The 15420-nt window shown below is 72.5% G+C and carries 14 protein-coding genes; 11 read left to right on the top strand and 3 right to left on the bottom strand.

Annotated elements, in window-relative coordinates:
• The first annotated feature begins 4 nt into the window (after nt 1–4).
• Together QF030_RS19100 and QF030_RS19095 are read left to right on the top strand one after the other, a co-directional pair.
• Nucleotides 5–481 (top strand): BlaI/MecI/CopY family transcriptional regulator, encoded by a 477-nt coding sequence (locus QF030_RS19100; RefSeq protein ID WP_307163885.1) that lies wholly within the window; start codon nt 5–7, stop codon nt 479–481.
• Between the two features lie 141 nt (nt 482–622).
• Nucleotides 623–1762: an acyltransferase family protein gene (locus QF030_RS19095; RefSeq protein ID WP_373428901.1), complete on the top strand. Its 1140-nt coding sequence runs from the start codon at nt 623–625 to the stop codon at nt 1760–1762.
• Between the two features lie 6 nt (nt 1763–1768).
• On the opposite strand, the gene QF030_RS19090 is transcribed toward QF030_RS19095, so the two are convergent.
• Both QF030_RS19090 and QF030_RS19085 read right to left on the bottom strand, forming a co-directional pair.
• The gene (locus QF030_RS19090) at nt 1769–4153 is read right to left on the bottom strand and encodes an ABC transporter permease (RefSeq protein WP_307163884.1); all 2385 of its coding nucleotides are present in this window, start codon (nt 4151–4153) and stop codon (nt 1769–1771) included.
• Nucleotides 4150–4863 (bottom strand): ABC transporter ATP-binding protein, encoded by a 714-nt coding sequence (locus QF030_RS19085; protein ID WP_307163883.1) that lies wholly within the window; start codon nt 4861–4863, stop codon nt 4150–4152. Before QF030_RS19085 ends, QF030_RS19090 begins: the two co-directional genes overlap by 4 nt.
• Before the next feature lie 213 nt (nt 4864–5076).
• Here QF030_RS19085 and QF030_RS19080 point away from each other — a divergent pair, with 213 nt between their 5' ends.
• The 5 genes from QF030_RS19080 (at nt 5077) to chvE (ending at nt 11508) form a co-directional block, all read left to right on the top strand.
• Nucleotides 5077–6453: a sensor histidine kinase gene (locus QF030_RS19080; protein WP_307163882.1), complete on the top strand. Its 1377-nt coding sequence runs from the start codon at nt 5077–5079 to the stop codon at nt 6451–6453.
• A complete protein-coding gene (locus QF030_RS19075) occupies nt 6453–7148 on the top strand; it encodes a response regulator (protein WP_307167616.1) in 696 nt (231 codons plus the stop codon). The genes QF030_RS19080 and QF030_RS19075 overlap by 1 nt, the downstream gene beginning before the upstream one ends.
• Before the next feature lie 100 nt (nt 7149–7248).
• Complete coding sequence (locus QF030_RS19070; protein WP_307163881.1) at nt 7249–8451, top strand: NAD(P)/FAD-dependent oxidoreductase; 1203 nt, start codon at nt 7249–7251, stop codon at nt 8449–8451.
• Between the two features lie 105 nt (nt 8452–8556).
• On the top strand, nt 8557–9453 hold the full coding sequence (locus tag QF030_RS19065) for an RNA polymerase sigma-70 factor (RefSeq protein WP_307163880.1): 897 nt from the start codon (nt 8557–8559) through the stop codon (nt 9451–9453).
• A gap of 957 nt (nt 9454–10410) precedes the next feature.
• Nucleotides 10411–11508 carry a multiple monosaccharide ABC transporter substrate-binding protein gene (gene chvE, locus QF030_RS19060; protein WP_307163879.1) on the top strand — a complete coding sequence of 366 codons (1098 nt, stop codon included), beginning with the start codon at nt 10411–10413 and terminating at the stop codon, nt 11506–11508.
• A 147-nt stretch (nt 11509–11655) separates the two neighbouring features.
• Here chvE and QF030_RS19055 read toward each other — a convergent pair whose 3' ends face one another.
• On the bottom strand, nt 11656–13380 hold the full coding sequence (locus tag QF030_RS19055) for a dolichyl-phosphate-mannose--protein mannosyltransferase (protein ID WP_373428781.1): 1725 nt from the start codon (nt 13378–13380) through the stop codon (nt 11656–11658).
• Nucleotides 13381–13731: 351 nt separating this feature from the next.
• On the opposite strand from QF030_RS19055, the gene QF030_RS40600 reads away from it, so the two are divergent.
• The 4 genes from QF030_RS40600 to QF030_RS19035 all read left to right on the top strand — a co-directional run bounded on the left by QF030_RS40600 (nt 13732) and on the right by QF030_RS19035 (nt 15357).
• Entirely contained in the window at nt 13732–14325 is a 594-nt protein-coding gene (locus QF030_RS40600; RefSeq protein WP_373428780.1) for a hypothetical protein, read from the top strand.
• Between the two features lie 25 nt (nt 14326–14350).
• The gene (locus QF030_RS19045; RefSeq protein ID WP_307163878.1) at nt 14351–14584 is read left to right on the top strand and encodes a hypothetical protein; all 234 of its coding nucleotides are present in this window, start codon (nt 14351–14353) and stop codon (nt 14582–14584) included.
• Nucleotides 14581–14805, top strand: a complete 225-nt coding sequence (locus QF030_RS19040; protein WP_307163877.1) for a hypothetical protein — start codon at nt 14581–14583, stop codon at nt 14803–14805. Before QF030_RS19045 ends, QF030_RS19040 begins: the two co-directional genes overlap by 4 nt.
• A 204-nt stretch (nt 14806–15009) precedes the next feature.
• A complete protein-coding gene (locus QF030_RS19035) occupies nt 15010–15357 on the top strand; it encodes a DUF1330 domain-containing protein (protein WP_307163876.1) in 348 nt (115 codons plus the stop codon).
• Nucleotides 15358–15420: the final 63 nt, after the last annotated feature.

The following is a 15420-nucleotide window of genomic DNA, read 5'->3' as shown; positions in this document are numbered from 1 at the left end:
GGGCGTGGCGGATCACCGGCAGCGTCCCCGGCGTCGGGGACAGGGCGAGCTCGAGGCGTTGGTGCTGTCCGCGCTGCGGGAGGCGGACGGTCCGGCCACCGCGGGATGGGTGCGCGAACGCCTCGGCGGCGGTCTCGCCTATACGACGGTGATCACGATCCTCACCCGGCTGCTCGCCAAGGGCGCGGTCACCCGCGAGCGCGGCGGTCGGTCGTTCGCGTGGCTGCCCGCTTCGGACGAGGCGGGTCTCGCCGCCCACCGCATGCGCAGGGTCCTGGACGCCGAACGGGACCGCGAGGCCGTGCTGGCCAGCTTCGTCTCCGGCCTGCGCCCCGACGACGAACGCCTGCTGCGCGAACTCCTGGGACGGCCCCGCGATACACGCGCAGACGCAGACGCAGACGCAGACGAAGGCGCAGTAGCGGGCGCCGGCGAGGACGAACGCGAGGACAGAGGCGAGAACGCAGGGAAAGACCTCTGACCGCGTCGGGAGGTTTATCCCGACGCGATGCGGTAAGCAGGGCCCGGGTAATGGTGTCGGCTCTTCCCCCGGCGGGCCCGGGGCGGGGAGCACGGGTCGTGTGAGAGGTGTTCTGGTCTGTCCGGATCGCGCCAGGAGGGCATCGGGCAGACCACACTGCCCCCGAGCGGCACCGAGGAGGCACAGGGCGAGCCCCCAACGGTCCGCCCGGCACCGGCCCGGCCGGCCGAAGCCCCGCCGGTCCGGACGGCCTCGCCCGCGAAGAAGCGGGACGCCTTCTTCGACAACGCCAAGTACCTGGCGATCGTGCTCGTCGCGGTGGGCCATGCCTGGGAACCCCTGCGCGACGGCAGCCGTACGGTCACCGCGTTCTACACGCTCGTGTACGCCTTCCACATGCCGGCGTTCATCGTCATCTCCGGCCACTTCTCCCGCGGCTTCGACGGCAGCCCGCAGCGCGTCAAGCGCCTGATCACCGGCGTGGCCGTGCCGTACGTGGTCTTCGAGGTGGCCTACACCCTCCTCACGAGGTGGACCGACGACGCCCCGGACCGCGACATCAGCCTGCTGGACCCCCTCTATCTGACCTGGTTCCTGGCCGCCCTGTTCATCTGGCGGCTGACCGCGCCGGTCTGGCGACTCGTACGGTGGCCGTTGCCGCTGGCGCTGGTCGTCGCGATGCTCGCGACCCTCTCGTCCGCCATCGGCAAGGACCTCGCCCTTCAGCGGGTCCTGCAGTTCCTGCCCTACTTCGTCCTGGGCCTGCTGCTGAAACCGGAGCACTTCCGTCTGGTGCGCCGCCGCGCGGTCCGCGTCGCGGCGGTGCCGGTCTTCGCGGGCGCGCTCGCCGTCGCCCACCAGGTGGCCCCGCCGAACGTCTACCGCTGGTTCTTCCACGACGACAGCGCCGTGCAGCTCGGGGCGCCCGCCTGGTACGGCCCCCTGATGACCCTGGCCACCTTCGGCTGTTCCCTCGTCCTGGTGGCCTGCTTCCTGGCCTGGGTGCCGGGACGCCACACCTGGTTCACCGTCCTGGGCGCGGCCACGCTCTACGGCTATCTCCTGCACGGCTTCGTCAAGCAGCTCGCCGGCCCCGCCCACTTCTACGACCAGCCCTGGATCCACCGGCCGCTCGGCGCCCTCGTCGTCACCCTCGTCGCCGCCCTGACCGTCACCCTGCTGTGCACCTCCCCCGTCCGGCGGATCTTCCGGTGGGTGGTGGAGCCGAGGGCGGAGTGGGCGTTCCGGCGGAACGGCGAGGGCGGACGCGCGGCGGTTTAGCCAGGGTCACTCGGTGCGCAGGGCGGTGGCCGTGGTCGCCCGGGCGGCCCAGCCGGCCGGGAGCAGGGCGCCCGCCACCGCGATGACCAGCCCTCCCAGGGCGAGCAGGGCCAGAACGGGCGCGTCGTAGACGGCGATGTGCGAGGGGGGCAGCGTCATGCCGACGGCGTCGCCCATGAACGGCGTGACGTAGTGGTGCAGGGCCACGCCGACCGGGACCGCCAGCGCGCCGGCCGGCAGCCCGATCGCGGCGACCGAGGTGACGACCATGGTCAGGGTCTGGCGGGGCGCCATGCCCAGGGCCTTGAGGACGCCGAGGTCGCGGACCCGGTCGCGGGTGTCGAGGACGACCGTGTTGAGCACGCCCAGCCCGGCGACCACGACGAGCATGAGGGTCAGCGTCCCGATCAGCGCGTCCATGGCGACGATCACGCTGGATTCGTCCGAGGTGTCGGCCTGGGCGACCGCGCCGAGCGGGTCGAGCCTGTCGTTGAGCGCCGTCAGATAGCCCGTCAGATCCGTGCCCGGTTCCGTCTTCACGATGTACCGGCCCGGCGTCGCGTCGAGTCCGAGCGCGGTGAGGGTCGAGGCCGGGGTGAGGAGTTCCATGCCCTCGCCCTCCGTGAAGAACGCCTCGCCGACGATCCGTACCGCGACGTGCCGCCCCCGCTCCGTCAGGGTCACCGTGTCGCCGACCCGGATTCCGGCGGCCTTCAGGAACCGCCCGGTGACCACGGCCTGACCCGGCCCGTCCAGCCAGTCGCCCGAGACCATCGGGGGGCCGGCCCATGAAGTGTCGCCCTGGTACGCCACCACGGTGGTGGCTCCGGTGATGCCGGACGCGCCGACCTCCGCCTGCGTCGAGCCGTAGAAGCGGCCGGTCCCCTGCTGTGCGCGGAGCGCGGCGGCGACCGCGGCCGGGTCGGCCTTCGGCTCCTCGGGCCCGCCGCCCTCGTGTACGGCCTGCGCGCCGGGCGGTGCCTGTCCGCCGCCCGTCCCGACGACGACCGACCCGCCCGAGTTGAGCATGCGGCCCGACTGGACGGCGCCGAGCGTGAGCGCGAGCCCGACGCCGAAGGTGACGGCGACGGCGCCGAAGACCACCGCGGCGGCCGTCGTCGCCGAACGCGCCGGCCGCGCGAAGGGGCCCGCCAGCCCGAGGCCGACCGCGGGCGGCCCCGCGAACCGCCCCGCGAACCGCCGCGCCAGGCGCCCCCGGCCGGTGCTCGGCGTACGGCCGGCGGTGATCGCCGCGACGGTCCGCAGCCGTCCGGCGCGCAGCGCGGGCACCAGAGCGGCGCAGGCGACCAGGGCGAGGGCCGCGGTGGGCACGGCCGCGTCGATCCAGACAGGGATCGACGCCGCCGGACCGGCGAAGGCCTCGCCGACCTCGTGGAGCACGGGCAGGGCCAGCAGATTGCCCACCACCAGCCCTAGGGCGCAGCCGACGGCCGCCGGGACCAGCGCCTGCCCGACATACGCCCGCACGACCTGCGCCGGGGTGAAGCCGAGGGACTTGAGGATCCCGATGCGCCGGGTCGCGGCCCCCACCGCGCCGCTCACGACGATGCCGATGACCAGGACCGAAAGGAGCAGCCCGAGAACACCGAAAGCGGCCAGGAACGGCACGAACGCCATCGCGTTGGCGGTCGCCTCCTCCTTGACGGCCAGATAGGACTGCGACCCGGTCAGCGCGCCCTTCGGCACCGCCGCCGTGATCGCGGCCCGGTCGGCGGCCAGCTGTGCGTCCGTCCCCGCGCGGGCGAAGCGGTAGAGCATCTCGTACGAGGGGGTGTCGCCCGGCGCGGCCAGCGTCCCGGCCCGCGCGGGAGTCACCCAGGCGTCCGCGGTGCCGGTCACCGACCGCGCGATGCCGACCACGGTCAGCGTGGGGCTGCCCGGCGCGGCGGGGAACGTCAGCCGTGTGCCCGGTTCGACGGGCAGCATGCCGTCGGCCACCACGATCTGGCCGGGGCCGGTGAGCCAGGTGCCGGAGACGAGGTCGATCCGGTCGACATCGCCCCCGGTGTCCGCCCGGCCGACGACGGTCACCGGCGGCAGATCGACGCCCTCCGGGAACACGTCCGAGGACGAGGCGGTACGCGCGCGTACCGATGCGGTCCGGAACGGTCCGGCCGTGGCGGTCACGCCCTCGGCCCGGGCGGTCGCCGTGACCTCCACGGCCGTCACCCTGGCGCCGTCGAACCGCGCGGTCAGGTGGGCGCCGTGCTGCTGGGCGAAGGCGTGGTCGAAGGGCGCCCGGGACGCGACGAGCAGTCCGGCGGCGAGGACCGACGCGGTGACGGCCATGAGCGTCGTCATGATCATCACGGCGGTCTGCACCCGCCGCCGCCCGACCCCGGCGCGCACCACCCGGCCGAGGGCGCTCATCGGGCCACCGCCGCAGCGCCCTCGGCGCTTCTGGTGTCCCGGACGACACGGCCGTCGACCAGTTCGACGGTCCGGGTCGCGCAGGACGCGGCGAGGCCCAGATCATGGGTGACCAGGACGATCGTCTGCCCCGACGCGTTGAGTTCGGCGAGCAGTTCCCGGACCTCCGCGCCCGAGGCGGTGTCCAGCGCGCCGGTGGGCTCGTCCGCCAGCAGCAGAGCCGGACGGTTCATCAGGGCCCGGGCCACCGCGACCCGCTGCCGCTCCCCGCCGGACAGCCGGCCGGGGTAGGCGCCCGCGTGCCGGTCGATGCGCAGGTCCGCCAGCAGAGCGGCGGCCCGTGCGCGGGCCTCCGCCCGGGGCATCCCCGCCAACCGGGCGGGCAGCAGCACGTTGTCGGCGACCGTCAGATCGTCCAGCAGGTTGAAGAACTGGAAGACCATGCCGACCTTCGCGCGCCGGTAACGCGCCGACCCGGCCTCGCTCAGCCCGTCCACCCGCAGCCCGTCCACCGTGACGCTGCCGGTGCTCGGCCGGTCGAGTCCCGCGATCAGGTTGAGCAGCGTGGACTTGCCGCTGCCGGACGGCCCGAGAACGGCGATTGCCTCTCCGGCGGCCACGCTCAGCGTCACGTCGGCGAGGGCCGGCGGTCCTTCCCCGTACGTCCTGCTCACAGCCCGTATGTCGATGACGGGCGCGGTCGCTGCCACGGTGCCTCCAGGGTCGGCGGTCGACGGTTCGGTCCGAAGCTAGGGGCGGACCCCGGCCCGGGGCGTCGGCTGCCACGGCGAGACGGGCTGCCGTTGTGGGATGACCCGCCGGGCACGTCATCCCTGCGATGTACGCGGCGGATGTAGGCCGCCCGCGTCACCGTCCGCAGCGGGACGGATGTGGGAGGCCACACGGGTTGCCACACTGTGCGCATGGGCGGGGCGGGGACGGTGCGGGCGGAGATCGTGCAGCGGTGGCGGACGGGGGCCGCGGCCCTGCTGCGCCGGAGTCCGCTGCCCCGCCCGTCCCGCTGGATGTGGACGGCCGACGCGATCCTGGCCTTCGTCCTGGCCGCCTGCACGGTCGGCGCCGCCTACCGGCAGGGCGACGCCGCCGCGCCGGGCACGCCGGTCTTCGTGCCGGTCCCGCCGCGGATGCCCGCGCCCGGCCTCCCGCAGGTCGGTCCGCTCCCGGACGTCGGCGTGGGCATGGTGCGGTTCGCCGAAGCCGTCGATCCCTGGCAGCTGGTGCTGGCCGCCCTGACCGCGCTGCCCCTGGTGGTGCGCCGGAGGTTCCCGCTGTCCGCGTTCTGGGCGGTGATCGTCGCGAGTCTGCTGTTCAACGAGCACCTGCGCGGCGGCGACCCGACCCTGTACACGTTCCTGTCCGGTGTGGTCGCCGCCTACAGCGCGGCGGTGTACAGCCCGTACCGGGCGCGGGCCCTCGTCGGCCTGGTGATCGGCGCCGCCCTGCTCGCCGTACGGCGCGACGAGAACTTCCCGTCGTTCGCTCCCGGTCTCGTGCCGTTCCTCGCGCTGCTCGCGGTGGGGCTGGGAGCCAACGCGGTCCACACCTGGAAGCAGCGGCTGACCGCTCTGGAGGAGGAGCACGAGGCCGCCATGCGGCTGGCCGTCGACCGCGAGCGGTCCCGGATCGCCCGCGAACTGCACGATGTCGTCACCCACAATGTGAGCGTGATGGTGATCCAGGCGGGCGCGGCCCGCAAGGTGATGGACACCGCGCCCGACCGGGCCCGCCAGGCGCTGCTGGCCGTCGAGGCGGGCGGGCGTACCGCGATGGCCGAACTCCGGCACGTCATGGGCCTGCTCACCATGGCCGGTGACGTGGACGAGGGCGGGGCCGCGGAGCGGGCCGGGGGCGCCTGCGACCCGGCCGCCGGGACCGATCTGGCGCCGCAGCCGGGCCTCGCCCAGGTGCCCCTCCTCGCCGACCGGGTCCGCGAGACGGGCGTACCCGTCGAGCTGACCGTCACCGGCACCCCGGCGCCCCTCGCCGCCGGCGCCGACCTGGCCGCGTACCGCGTGGTGCAGGAGGCGCTGACCAACACGGTCAGGCATGCCGTCGGCAGCCGGGTGCGGGTCGTCGTCGAGCACGTCCCCGGGGCGGTGCGCATCGAGGTGTCCGACACCGGCGGCACGTCCGCGGCGCCGGGTGGTTCCGGTGGCGGCCGCGGACTGATCGGCCTGCGCGAGCGCCTCGCCGTGTACGGAGCCACCCTCTCCGCGGGCGAACGCCCCACCGGCGGCTTCGCGGTCCGCGCCGTCATCCCCGCGGAGGAGCCCGCGTGATCGAGGAGCCGCCGCGCGTGGTGATCGCCGACGATCAGGCGCTGGTCCGCACCGGCTTCGGCATGATCCTGGCGGCGGACGGCATCGAGGTCGTCGCGGAGGCCGCCGACGGCGACCAGGCCGTCGACGCGGTCCGCCGCACCCGCCCCGACCTGGTCCTCATGGACATCCGGATGCCGGGGACCGACGGCCTGGAAGCCACCCGGCGGATCCTCTCCGGCGCGGTGACGCCCGACCCGCCCCGCGTCATCATGCTGACCACCTTCGACCTCGACCGGTACGTGTACGCGGCCCTCACCGCCGGGGCGAGCGGCTTCCTCCTCAAGGACGTCACCCCCGAGCACCTGGTCGCCGCCGTCCGTCTCGCCCGCACCGGCGACGCGCTGCTCTCGCCGGCCATCACCCGGCGCCTGGTCGAACGCTTCGTCGCCCTCGAGACGGCGGCCTCCGCCGCCCTGCACCGCGATCTGACGGTACTCACCCCTCGCGAGCTCGAGGTCCTGGGCTCGCTCGGCACCGGCCTGAGCAACGCCGAACTCGCCGCGCGCTTCCGTCTGAGCGAGGCCACCGTGAAGACCCACGTGGCCCGGATCCTCGCCAAGCTCCACCTGCGGGACCGTGCCCAGGCCGTCGTCGTGGCCTACGAGACCGGCCTGATCACGCCGGGAGCGGGCACCCCGACCGGGGACCTCTAGAACTCCTCTCCGCCAAGCGGAGTGATCTGCCTCACATGCTGTCACAGGGGACGGCGACGCGGTGTCTTGAGGCCGAACCACTGAACACGGAGGAGATGTCATGGCTGAGAACATCGATGTCGTCGTGATCGGCGGCGGCTACGCCGGTGTCATGGCTGCCAATCGTCTGACGCAGCGCGACGACGTGACCGTGACACTGATCAACCCGCGACCGACCTTCGTCCACCGCGTCCGTCTGCACCAGCTGGTGGGCGGGTCCGACGACGCGGTCGTCGACTTCGGGGACGTACTGGCCGACGGCGTCCGGCTGGTGGTCGACACCGTGGCACGGATCGACGCGGCCGGGCGCAGCGTGACGCCGGCCTCCGGCGGCACGATCGACTACGACTACCTGATCTACGCGGTGGGCAGCGGCAGCGCCGACCCCCAGGTGCCCGGGGCGGCGGAGCACGCCTACCCGATCGCCGACCTGGAGGACGCCGAGCGACTGCGCCCGGCCCTCGACGCCGTGTCCGCATCGGCCGCGGTGACGGTGGTCGGAGCCGGCCCGACCGGCATCGAGACCGCCGCCGAGCTGGCCGAAGGAGGTCACAACGTCACCCTGGTCTGCGGCGGGGTGCTCGGCCCGTATCTGCATCCCCGGGGCCGCCGCTCGGTCGCCGGGCGGCTGGCCAAGCTCAAGGTGACCGTCCTCGACGGCCCCGGCACGATGGTGACGGCGGTGACCCGTGATGCCGTACGGCTCGCCGACGGCCGCGAGCTGCCGAGCGAGCTGACCATCTGGACCGCCGGGTTCGGCGTGCCGGACCTCGCCGCCCGCAGCGGCCTGCGCACCGACGCACTGGGCCGCCTGCTCACGGACGAGACGCTGACCAGCGTCGACGACGATCGCATCGTCGCGGCCGGAGACTCGGCGGCGCCGTCGGACCTGCCGCTGCGGATGAGCTGCCAAGCCGCGATGCCGCTGGGCGCGCGGGCCGCCGACACCGTGCTCAGCCGGATCGCCGGAGAGCAGCCCGCGCCGCTCGGCATGGCGTTCGTGGCGCAGTGCCTCAGCCTGGGCCGCAGCGACGGCATCTTCCAGAAGGCCAGCAAGACCGATGTCGCCCAGTGGTTCCACATCGACGGTCGTCCCGGCGCGCGGCTCAAGGAAGTCATCTGCAAGGTCATCGTCAAGCACCTGGCCGAGGAGGCCCACAAGCCCGGTGCCTACCGGTTGCACCGCACCGCGAGTCCCGCCAAGCGCCGGCAGCTGCTCGAGGCGAACGGCAAGACACTCGACCCCGTCGGCCGGGTGTCCTGACCGGCGGGCGTGACGGCACGGGAGAGAATGGCCCGTGGTGTGGACGCCACACCGAAGGCCGTCGGCAGCCAGGGCCGACCGTGAGGAACAGGAAGAGGCCGAACCATGGTCGACGACGCCGCTGATCGGGCGACCGACACGTTCGTCGCCCACCGCAACCTGCTCTTCACGGTCGCCTACGAGATGCTCGGGTCGGCGGCGGACGCGGAGGACGTGCTCCAGGAGACCTGGCTGCGCTGGAGCGAGGTCGACCTGGCGGAGGTCCGCGACCAGCGCGCCTACCTGATCCGGATCACGACCCGCCAGGCGCTCAACCGGCTGCGCACCATGAAACGCCGCAAGGAGGCCTACGTCGGCCCCTGGCTGCCCGAGCCGCTGGTCACCGCCTCGGACGTGGCCCAGGACGCCGAACTCGCCGACAGTGTGTCGATGGCGCTGATGCTCGTCCTGGAGACGCTGTCGCCGACGGAGCGCGCGGTCTTCGTGCTGCGCGAGGCCTTCGACGTCAGCTACGAGGAGATCGCGGACGCCGTCGACAAGAGCCCCGGGGCCGTCCGCCAGATCGCCCACCGCGCCCGCAAGCACATCGACGCCCGCCGCCCTCGCCAGGCGGTGTCCCCGCGCGAGACCCGGGCGGCTCTGGACTCGTTCCGGCGCGCGCTCCTCACCGGCGACATCCAGGCCATGCTCGACGTGCTCGCCCCCGAGGTCGTGCTCCTCAGCGACGGCGGCGGCGTCAAGCAGGCCGCACGGCGGCCGATCATCGGCGCGGACAAGGTGGCCCGCTTCATCGTCGGCGGCAGCGGCAAGTTCGAAGCCGAGATCACCGATGAGGCCACCATGGTCAACGGCAGTCCGGCACTTCTCGTACGGCTGGACGGCGAGAACGACGGCATCATGGCGATCCATGTCGAGGACGCCCGCATCACCGGCATCTATTACATCCGCAACCCCGAGAAACTGACCCGGGTCACCCGCGAGACCCCCCTCACGCTGCGCTGACCCGGCCCCCCCGCGGCAAATGACGGCACGCCCACCACAGCCGACGGGTCGGCAGGGCAGGGGCGGCGGCAGGGACGCGGGCGGCGGCAGCGGCACGGTCGGCAGGGGCACGGGCGACGGCGGCACAGGCGACGGTGACGCGGTCGGCAGCGGCACTGCCGGCGGCGGCAGCGGCGAGGTCGGCGACGACTTCCAGCGGGGCGGGCACCCTGTTTCCAGGCCGTGTTTCATGGCGTTTCCACAGGGTCGCGCCGGGATAGAAAGCGATATCCACCACTTTCCGAAACCGTTTCTGTTCGGAGCGTTGACACCCCGCACACCCCCTCTTATTGTCACGCCACTATTCCGACCACGTGACGAAATTTCGAACGGCTGAAAGGCAAGTGCCCTGCGCGCCACCGACATCCGTGCATACGTGGCAGGCGCGCCCCGGCGCAGCCTCACGTATGGACAGGCGCGCCCCGGTGACGCGCTCACGGGAGCCGGCGAAACCCGCTTACCGGGCCGTACCGCCGCACTGACCGGCGATCCACCGGACACCGAGGCGCTCCAGCGCCGTCCCGGGCGACGCGCCGGGCGATCCGATCGTCAGTCAGTCCAACGTGACCCTCCGCCTGTTCCCCGCCCATGAACAGGTGCGCCAGGCCCCCGACGGCCTCGCGGCCGCACGCGGATCCAAGAGATCGCCGAGCGGATCCGCGCCGCGGGGCGTACCGCTCCACCGGAAGCCCGGTCGGTACAGGCGCCCCGAACACACCCCCGCTCGGCGCCCCCTGAGGGGACGTGACCCGCACCCTCATGCGACCGCGCGGAAGCGGACCCGGCGCGTCCCACCCCCGGACCGCCCGGTCCCGTCCGCCGGCTGACCGGCTGACCGGCCCGCTCCACCGGTTCCCCACCGCCCTCAGATACGCCGCCACATCCTCTCAACGACGAGAAGAACGAGGAACGATCACCATGCGCAACCGAAGAGCGGCCCTCGCCGCCATCGCCGGAGCCGTCTCTCTCGCCCTCACGCTGTCCGCCTGCGGCAGCGACATCGGGAGCGGCTCCCAGAGCGACTCCGAGGGCGGCACCATCGGCATCGCCATGCCGACCCAGGCCTCCGAGCGCTGGCTCACCGACGGCAAGAGCGTCGTCGCCGACCTGAAGGCCGACGGCTACCGGACCAAGCTGGTGTACGGCGAGGACAACCCGAAGACGCAGGTCGCACAGATCGCCGCCCTGATCGAGCAGGGCGTCGACGCGCTGATCATCGCGGCCATCGACAACAAGTCCCTGAACGGCGTGCTCCAGAAGGCCGCCGACGCGGACATCCCGGTGATCTCCTACGACCGGCTCATCCTCGGCACCGAGAACGTCGACTACTACGTCTCCTTCGACAACGAGCAGGTCGGCCGGTTCCAGGCCCGTTACATCATCGACAAGCTCGGTCTGGAGGACGGCGCGGGCCCGTTCAACATCGAACTGTTCGCCGGTTCCCCCGACGACAACAACACCAAGTTCTTCTTCGACGGCGCGATGCACCTTCTCCAGCCGTTCCTGGACACCAAGCAGTTGGTGGTCCGGTCCGGCCAGACCGCGCTGAAGGACGTCACCACCCTGCGCTGGGACGGGCCCACCGCGCAGAAGCGCATGAACGGCATCCTCGCCGACTCGTACGGCAGCAAGAAGGTCGACGCGGTCCTGTCGCCGTACGACGGCATCTCCATCGGCGTCCTGAACGCGCTGAAGGCGGACGGCTACGGCTCCGGCGACACACCCCTCCCCATCGTCACCGGACAGGACGCCGAACTCGCCTCGGTGAAGTCGATCATCGCGGGTGAGCAGTCCCAGACCGTCTACAAGGACCTCCGTCAACTCGCCGGTGTGGCAGCGGAGATGGCCGACGACATACTCAACGGCAAGACGCCGAAGGTGAACAACAGAAGGGCCTACGACAACGGGGTCAAGGCCGTGCCCGCCTACTTGCTGCAGCCGACGACCGTCGACAAGACCAACTACGAGTACGTCCTGGTCGCGGGCGGCTACTACACCGACGCCGAACTCAAGTAGCCGCGGCCCGGCCCCGGCGGTCACGGCGATCGTCGCGGTGGTCGCGCCGACCGGTGCGACGGCCGGGGTGACCACCGGGACGACGGGCGGGGTGACCACCGGTGCGACGGCCGGGGCTGCCGCGGTCCTCGCGCGGCGTCCGCCCGGCTAGATCCACGTGTCCAGCCACATCCGCGCCCGCCAGTCGCCGACCGGGATCGCCTGACCCGTGTACACCGGCCAGAAGTAGACGAAGTTCCAGGCGATGAGCAGCACGAGCCCGCCCGCGACGACCGCGCCCCGTGTCCGACGCCTGGCGTCCGCCCCCGGCGGCCCGAGGAACGCCCCCAGCATCATCGTCACGGCCAGACACAGGTACGGCACGAAGGCGACCGCGTAGAAGGAGAAGACCGTGCGGTCCTGGTACAGGAACCAGGGCAGATAACCGGCCGCCACCGCGCACAGAACGGCGCCGGCGCGCCAGTCCCGGCGCAGCGCCCACCGGTAGAGCAGATACACGAGTGCGCAGCACGCCGACCACCACAGCAGCGGCGTGCCGAGCGCGAGGACCGCCTGTGAGCACTCGGCCGTGGCGTGGCACCCGTCCCGCCCGGCCTTCGGCGACCGGTAGTCGAACAGCACCGGGCGGCCGAGGACCAGCCAGCTCCAGGGGTTCGACTCGTACCGGTGCCAGGTGTGGAGACCCACGTTGAACCCGTAGACCCCGGACTCGTAGTGCCACAGGCTGCGGAGCGGAGCGGGTATCCACGCCCACGCGCCGCCGCGGCCGTCCGCCCAGTGCCGTCCGTATCCGTCGTCGGACCGGAACCAGCCCGCCCACGTCACCAGGTAGGTCACGACCGCGACCGGTACGACGGACAGCACGGACCAGCAGAGATCCCTGCGCAGCACCGCCCGGTACGGGCGCCCCGCCCCGGCCACGCGGCGGGAGCCGACGTCCCACAGCAGGGTGAGGACCACGAAGAAGGCGAGGAAGTACAGGCCGTTCCACTTGGTCGAGGCCGCCAGCCCCAGGAAGACGCCGGCCGCGAGCCGCCACGGACGCGGTCCCGTCCCGGCACGCTCGCCGGCGACCCGGTCCGGGCGCGCGTACCCGTCCCCGTCCACCGGAAGGGCCGCCGCGAGCCGGGCCCGTGCGTGGTCCCGGTCGACCAGCAGAGAGCCGAAAGCCGCCAGCACGAAGAACATGACGACGACGTCCAGCAGCGCGGAACGGCTCATCACCACATGCAGACCGTCCAGCGCCATCAGCGTGCCGGCCAGACAGCCCAGCGCCGTCGACCGGAACAGACGGCGTCCGACGCGGCACAGCATCAGCACCGACAGCGTGCCCAGGACCGCGGTCATGAAGCGCCAGCCGAACGGGGTGAAGCCGAACAGCCACTCGCCGAGGGCGATCACCCACTTGCCCGTCGGCGGGTGGGCGACGAACGCCCCGGTCTCGGAGAGCGGGATCACCTGAGGGTCCGCGAGGATCTGCGGGTCGGCGATCTTGCGGTCCGGCCAGGTGCCCTCGTAACCGAGCCGCAGCAGCGCCCAGGCGTCCTTGGCGTAGTAGGTCTCGTCGAAGACGAGGCCCCGCGGCTGCCCGAGACGCCGGAACCGGATCGCTCCGGCCAGCACGGCGACGAGCAGCGGCCCCAGCCAGTCCATCACCTCGGCGACGCGGTACGCCCCGGCCGGGCCCAGGCGCACGAACTCCCACCGGCGTGTCCGCGGCCCCGGAAAGGGCGGCACCAGACGTTCCCTGACATCGGCCCGGGGGCGCCCGGCATAGCCGAACAGACGCAGCCGGTCCTGCCAGCCGTCGTGAGCCTCCGTCGGACGGCCGACCTCCGGAACGGCGGAGCGCCGCGCACTGCTACTCGTCACCGCCCGACCCTAAACGCCGACTCGGGCGAACGTCCCCGCGACCAGTGAACACGCGGAGACCGCGCCCGGCCGAAGAGCGCCGAAGAGAGCCGAAGAGAGCCGAAGAGAGGTGAAGAGAGGTGAAGAGAGAAGCGGTGGCGGCAAGTTCGACGGTGGCGAACCGAATGGCGGGGCACCCAGAGAGGCACGGTAGTTCAGCGTGATCCAGCGCGGAACACCGGGCGTTCACGCCCGGGAGGAAGCGCTTCTTAACGCTGCTCTGGCCGCCCGCGCGGGTGCACGGCGTGGCCGGGGAACTCCTGCCGGAGGCGCCACGGCAAGGACCCCTGGCCGGCAGTCCAGTTGGAGGCCATGGTCCGTGCCTGCGCCGCGCTGTGCCGGGCGCACGGCTGGTCCGCCGCCTCCGTGATCGGCCACAAGGGGTGGACGAACACGAAGACGGACCCGCGCGGCTTCGGCATGGCGGACTTCCGCGCCAGGGTCGCGTCCCGGCTGCGCCAGGCCCCCGGCACCGACACACCGATCCCCACCCCGACCACCCCGAGCCAGGAGGACACCGTGCCCAACCCCTCGATGCTGAACGAGTCGAACGCCACCGACGTCGAACTGCCCTCCGGCGAGTGGGTCGGCCTCGCGTTCGCGGACCCGGTCGTCCACTCCGGGCCGCGCCTGCACGACACCCTGGTGCACGTCTCATTCGACGAGAGGACCCCGGACGACGCGCTCGTCGAGGGGCGCTTCTACCTGACGGACAATTCGGGCAAGCACCCGTCGGCCTTCCAGACCGTCACCCGGTACGGCGGCGGCGGCCACCAGTTCGCCCTGTCCGGCACCGTCCCGGCCGGGAAGCACATTGCGCTTCCAGCTCCGGGTGAAGACGGCCGACGCCGTTCCGGTCACCCTCGTACACCGCACGGCCCCGGCCCACCTCGGATGGCGCAGTAAATCGAACACATGATTGAATTAGGTCATGCGACGGTTCCCCGACGATCTCGTCCGAACACAACAGGAGTGGCGAGCCACCTACCGGCAGCTCGCCGCTCGGCCCGGTCGCACCGAGTTGCGGCGACGCCTGCACCGGCTGTCCGCTCAGGTGTTCTTCCACCCCTATTGGCAGCAACGGCGTCCCGGTCCCTCGGCGTGGCGGGACCTGCGGCGTCCGCAAGACATGACAGCGGACGTGGGCCGGCGGCTCACCGGATGACTCGCTGCGATGTCATCGTGCACCGGCCCTCCTTCAAGGGCGGCCGACGCGTTCGCGTGAAGGGCGAGATCCTCGGGCTGGCCCACAACGTCGCCGACGTCGCGGAGTTCCTCCGGCGCGCCGGCCTGGAGATCGACCCGGCCGACATCGCGGGCTGTCCCTGGATCGACTGGTGCGGCGTCGGGCCGGAGTGCTGGGACCCTGAGCAGCCGAGCAGCTGACGCCGGACCGTCCGCTCACCCATCGCCCACGCACTGTCGGCTCCGCCAAGTCCCTGCCATGTGCCGCCCGATCGGGCGCAGGAGGCATGGGCGCCGTCGGTCCGGCGTGCGGACGGACGGCGCTTACCTGTCAGGTCATCGACCCCGGGCACGTCGGCCTGCCATGCTCCCGGCGTACGGAGCTCGACCGACCGGAAGGACACCATGCCCGCCTACGCCATAGCTCACCTGCAAGAGGCCGCTCCGCACCCGGAGATCGTCGAGTACATCGAGCGCATCCCCGCCACCTTCGAGCCGTACGGCGGCTGCTTCCTCGTGCACGCCACGCAGCACGAGGTGAAGGAGGGCAGCTGGCCCGGGCATGTCGTGATGATCGGCTTCCCCGGGATCACCGAGGCGCGGGCTTGGTGGGACTCACCCGCATACCGGGAGATCGCACCGCTGCGCTCACGGCACATCGAGGGCGACATCATCCTGGTCGAAGGCGTCCCGGAGAGCTACGACCCGACGGCCACCGCAGAGGCGATGCGAGAGACCCTGCCTGCCGAGTAGCCCTCGAGCCCGGCTGAGCCCAGCGGCAGACGACGAACTGGGCTGACGGAGAGGAGTTCCGGG

Origin of the sequence: Streptomyces rishiriensis (assembly GCF_030815485.1) — a bacterium.
In the GTDB taxonomy this organism is placed as follows: domain Bacteria; phylum Actinomycetota; class Actinomycetes; order Streptomycetales; family Streptomycetaceae; genus Streptomyces; species Streptomyces rishiriensis_A.
Note: the sequence above shows the minus strand (reverse complement) of the source record. Positions and strands in the feature narration are given on the sequence as shown.

Excerpts from the sequence above, each read along its gene's own strand:
- QF030_RS19090 (WP_307163884.1), bottom strand. The coding sequence starts at position 4,153 with ATGAGCGCCCTCGGCCGGGTGGTGCGCGCCGGGGTCGGGCGGCGGCGG.
- QF030_RS19080 (WP_307163882.1), top strand. The coding sequence starts at position 5,077 with ATGGGCGGGGCGGGGACGGTGCGGGCGGAGATCGTGCAGCGGTGGCGG.
- QF030_RS19070 (WP_307163881.1), top strand. The coding sequence starts at position 7,249 with ATGGCTGAGAACATCGATGTCGTCGTGATCGGCGGCGGCTACGCCGGT.
- QF030_RS19065 (WP_307163880.1), top strand. The coding sequence starts at position 8,557 with ATGGTCGACGACGCCGCTGATCGGGCGACCGACACGTTCGTCGCCCAC.
- chvE (WP_307163879.1), top strand. The coding sequence starts at position 10,411 with ATGCGCAACCGAAGAGCGGCCCTCGCCGCCATCGCCGGAGCCGTCTCT.
- QF030_RS40600 (WP_373428780.1), top strand. The coding sequence starts at position 13,732 with ATGGTCCGTGCCTGCGCCGCGCTGTGCCGGGCGCACGGCTGGTCCGCC.
- QF030_RS19045 (WP_307163878.1), top strand. The coding sequence starts at position 14,351 with ATGCGACGGTTCCCCGACGATCTCGTCCGAACACAACAGGAGTGGCGA.
- QF030_RS19040 (WP_307163877.1), top strand. The coding sequence starts at position 14,581 with ATGACTCGCTGCGATGTCATCGTGCACCGGCCCTCCTTCAAGGGCGGC.
- QF030_RS19035 (WP_307163876.1), top strand. The coding sequence starts at position 15,010 with ATGCCCGCCTACGCCATAGCTCACCTGCAAGAGGCCGCTCCGCACCCG.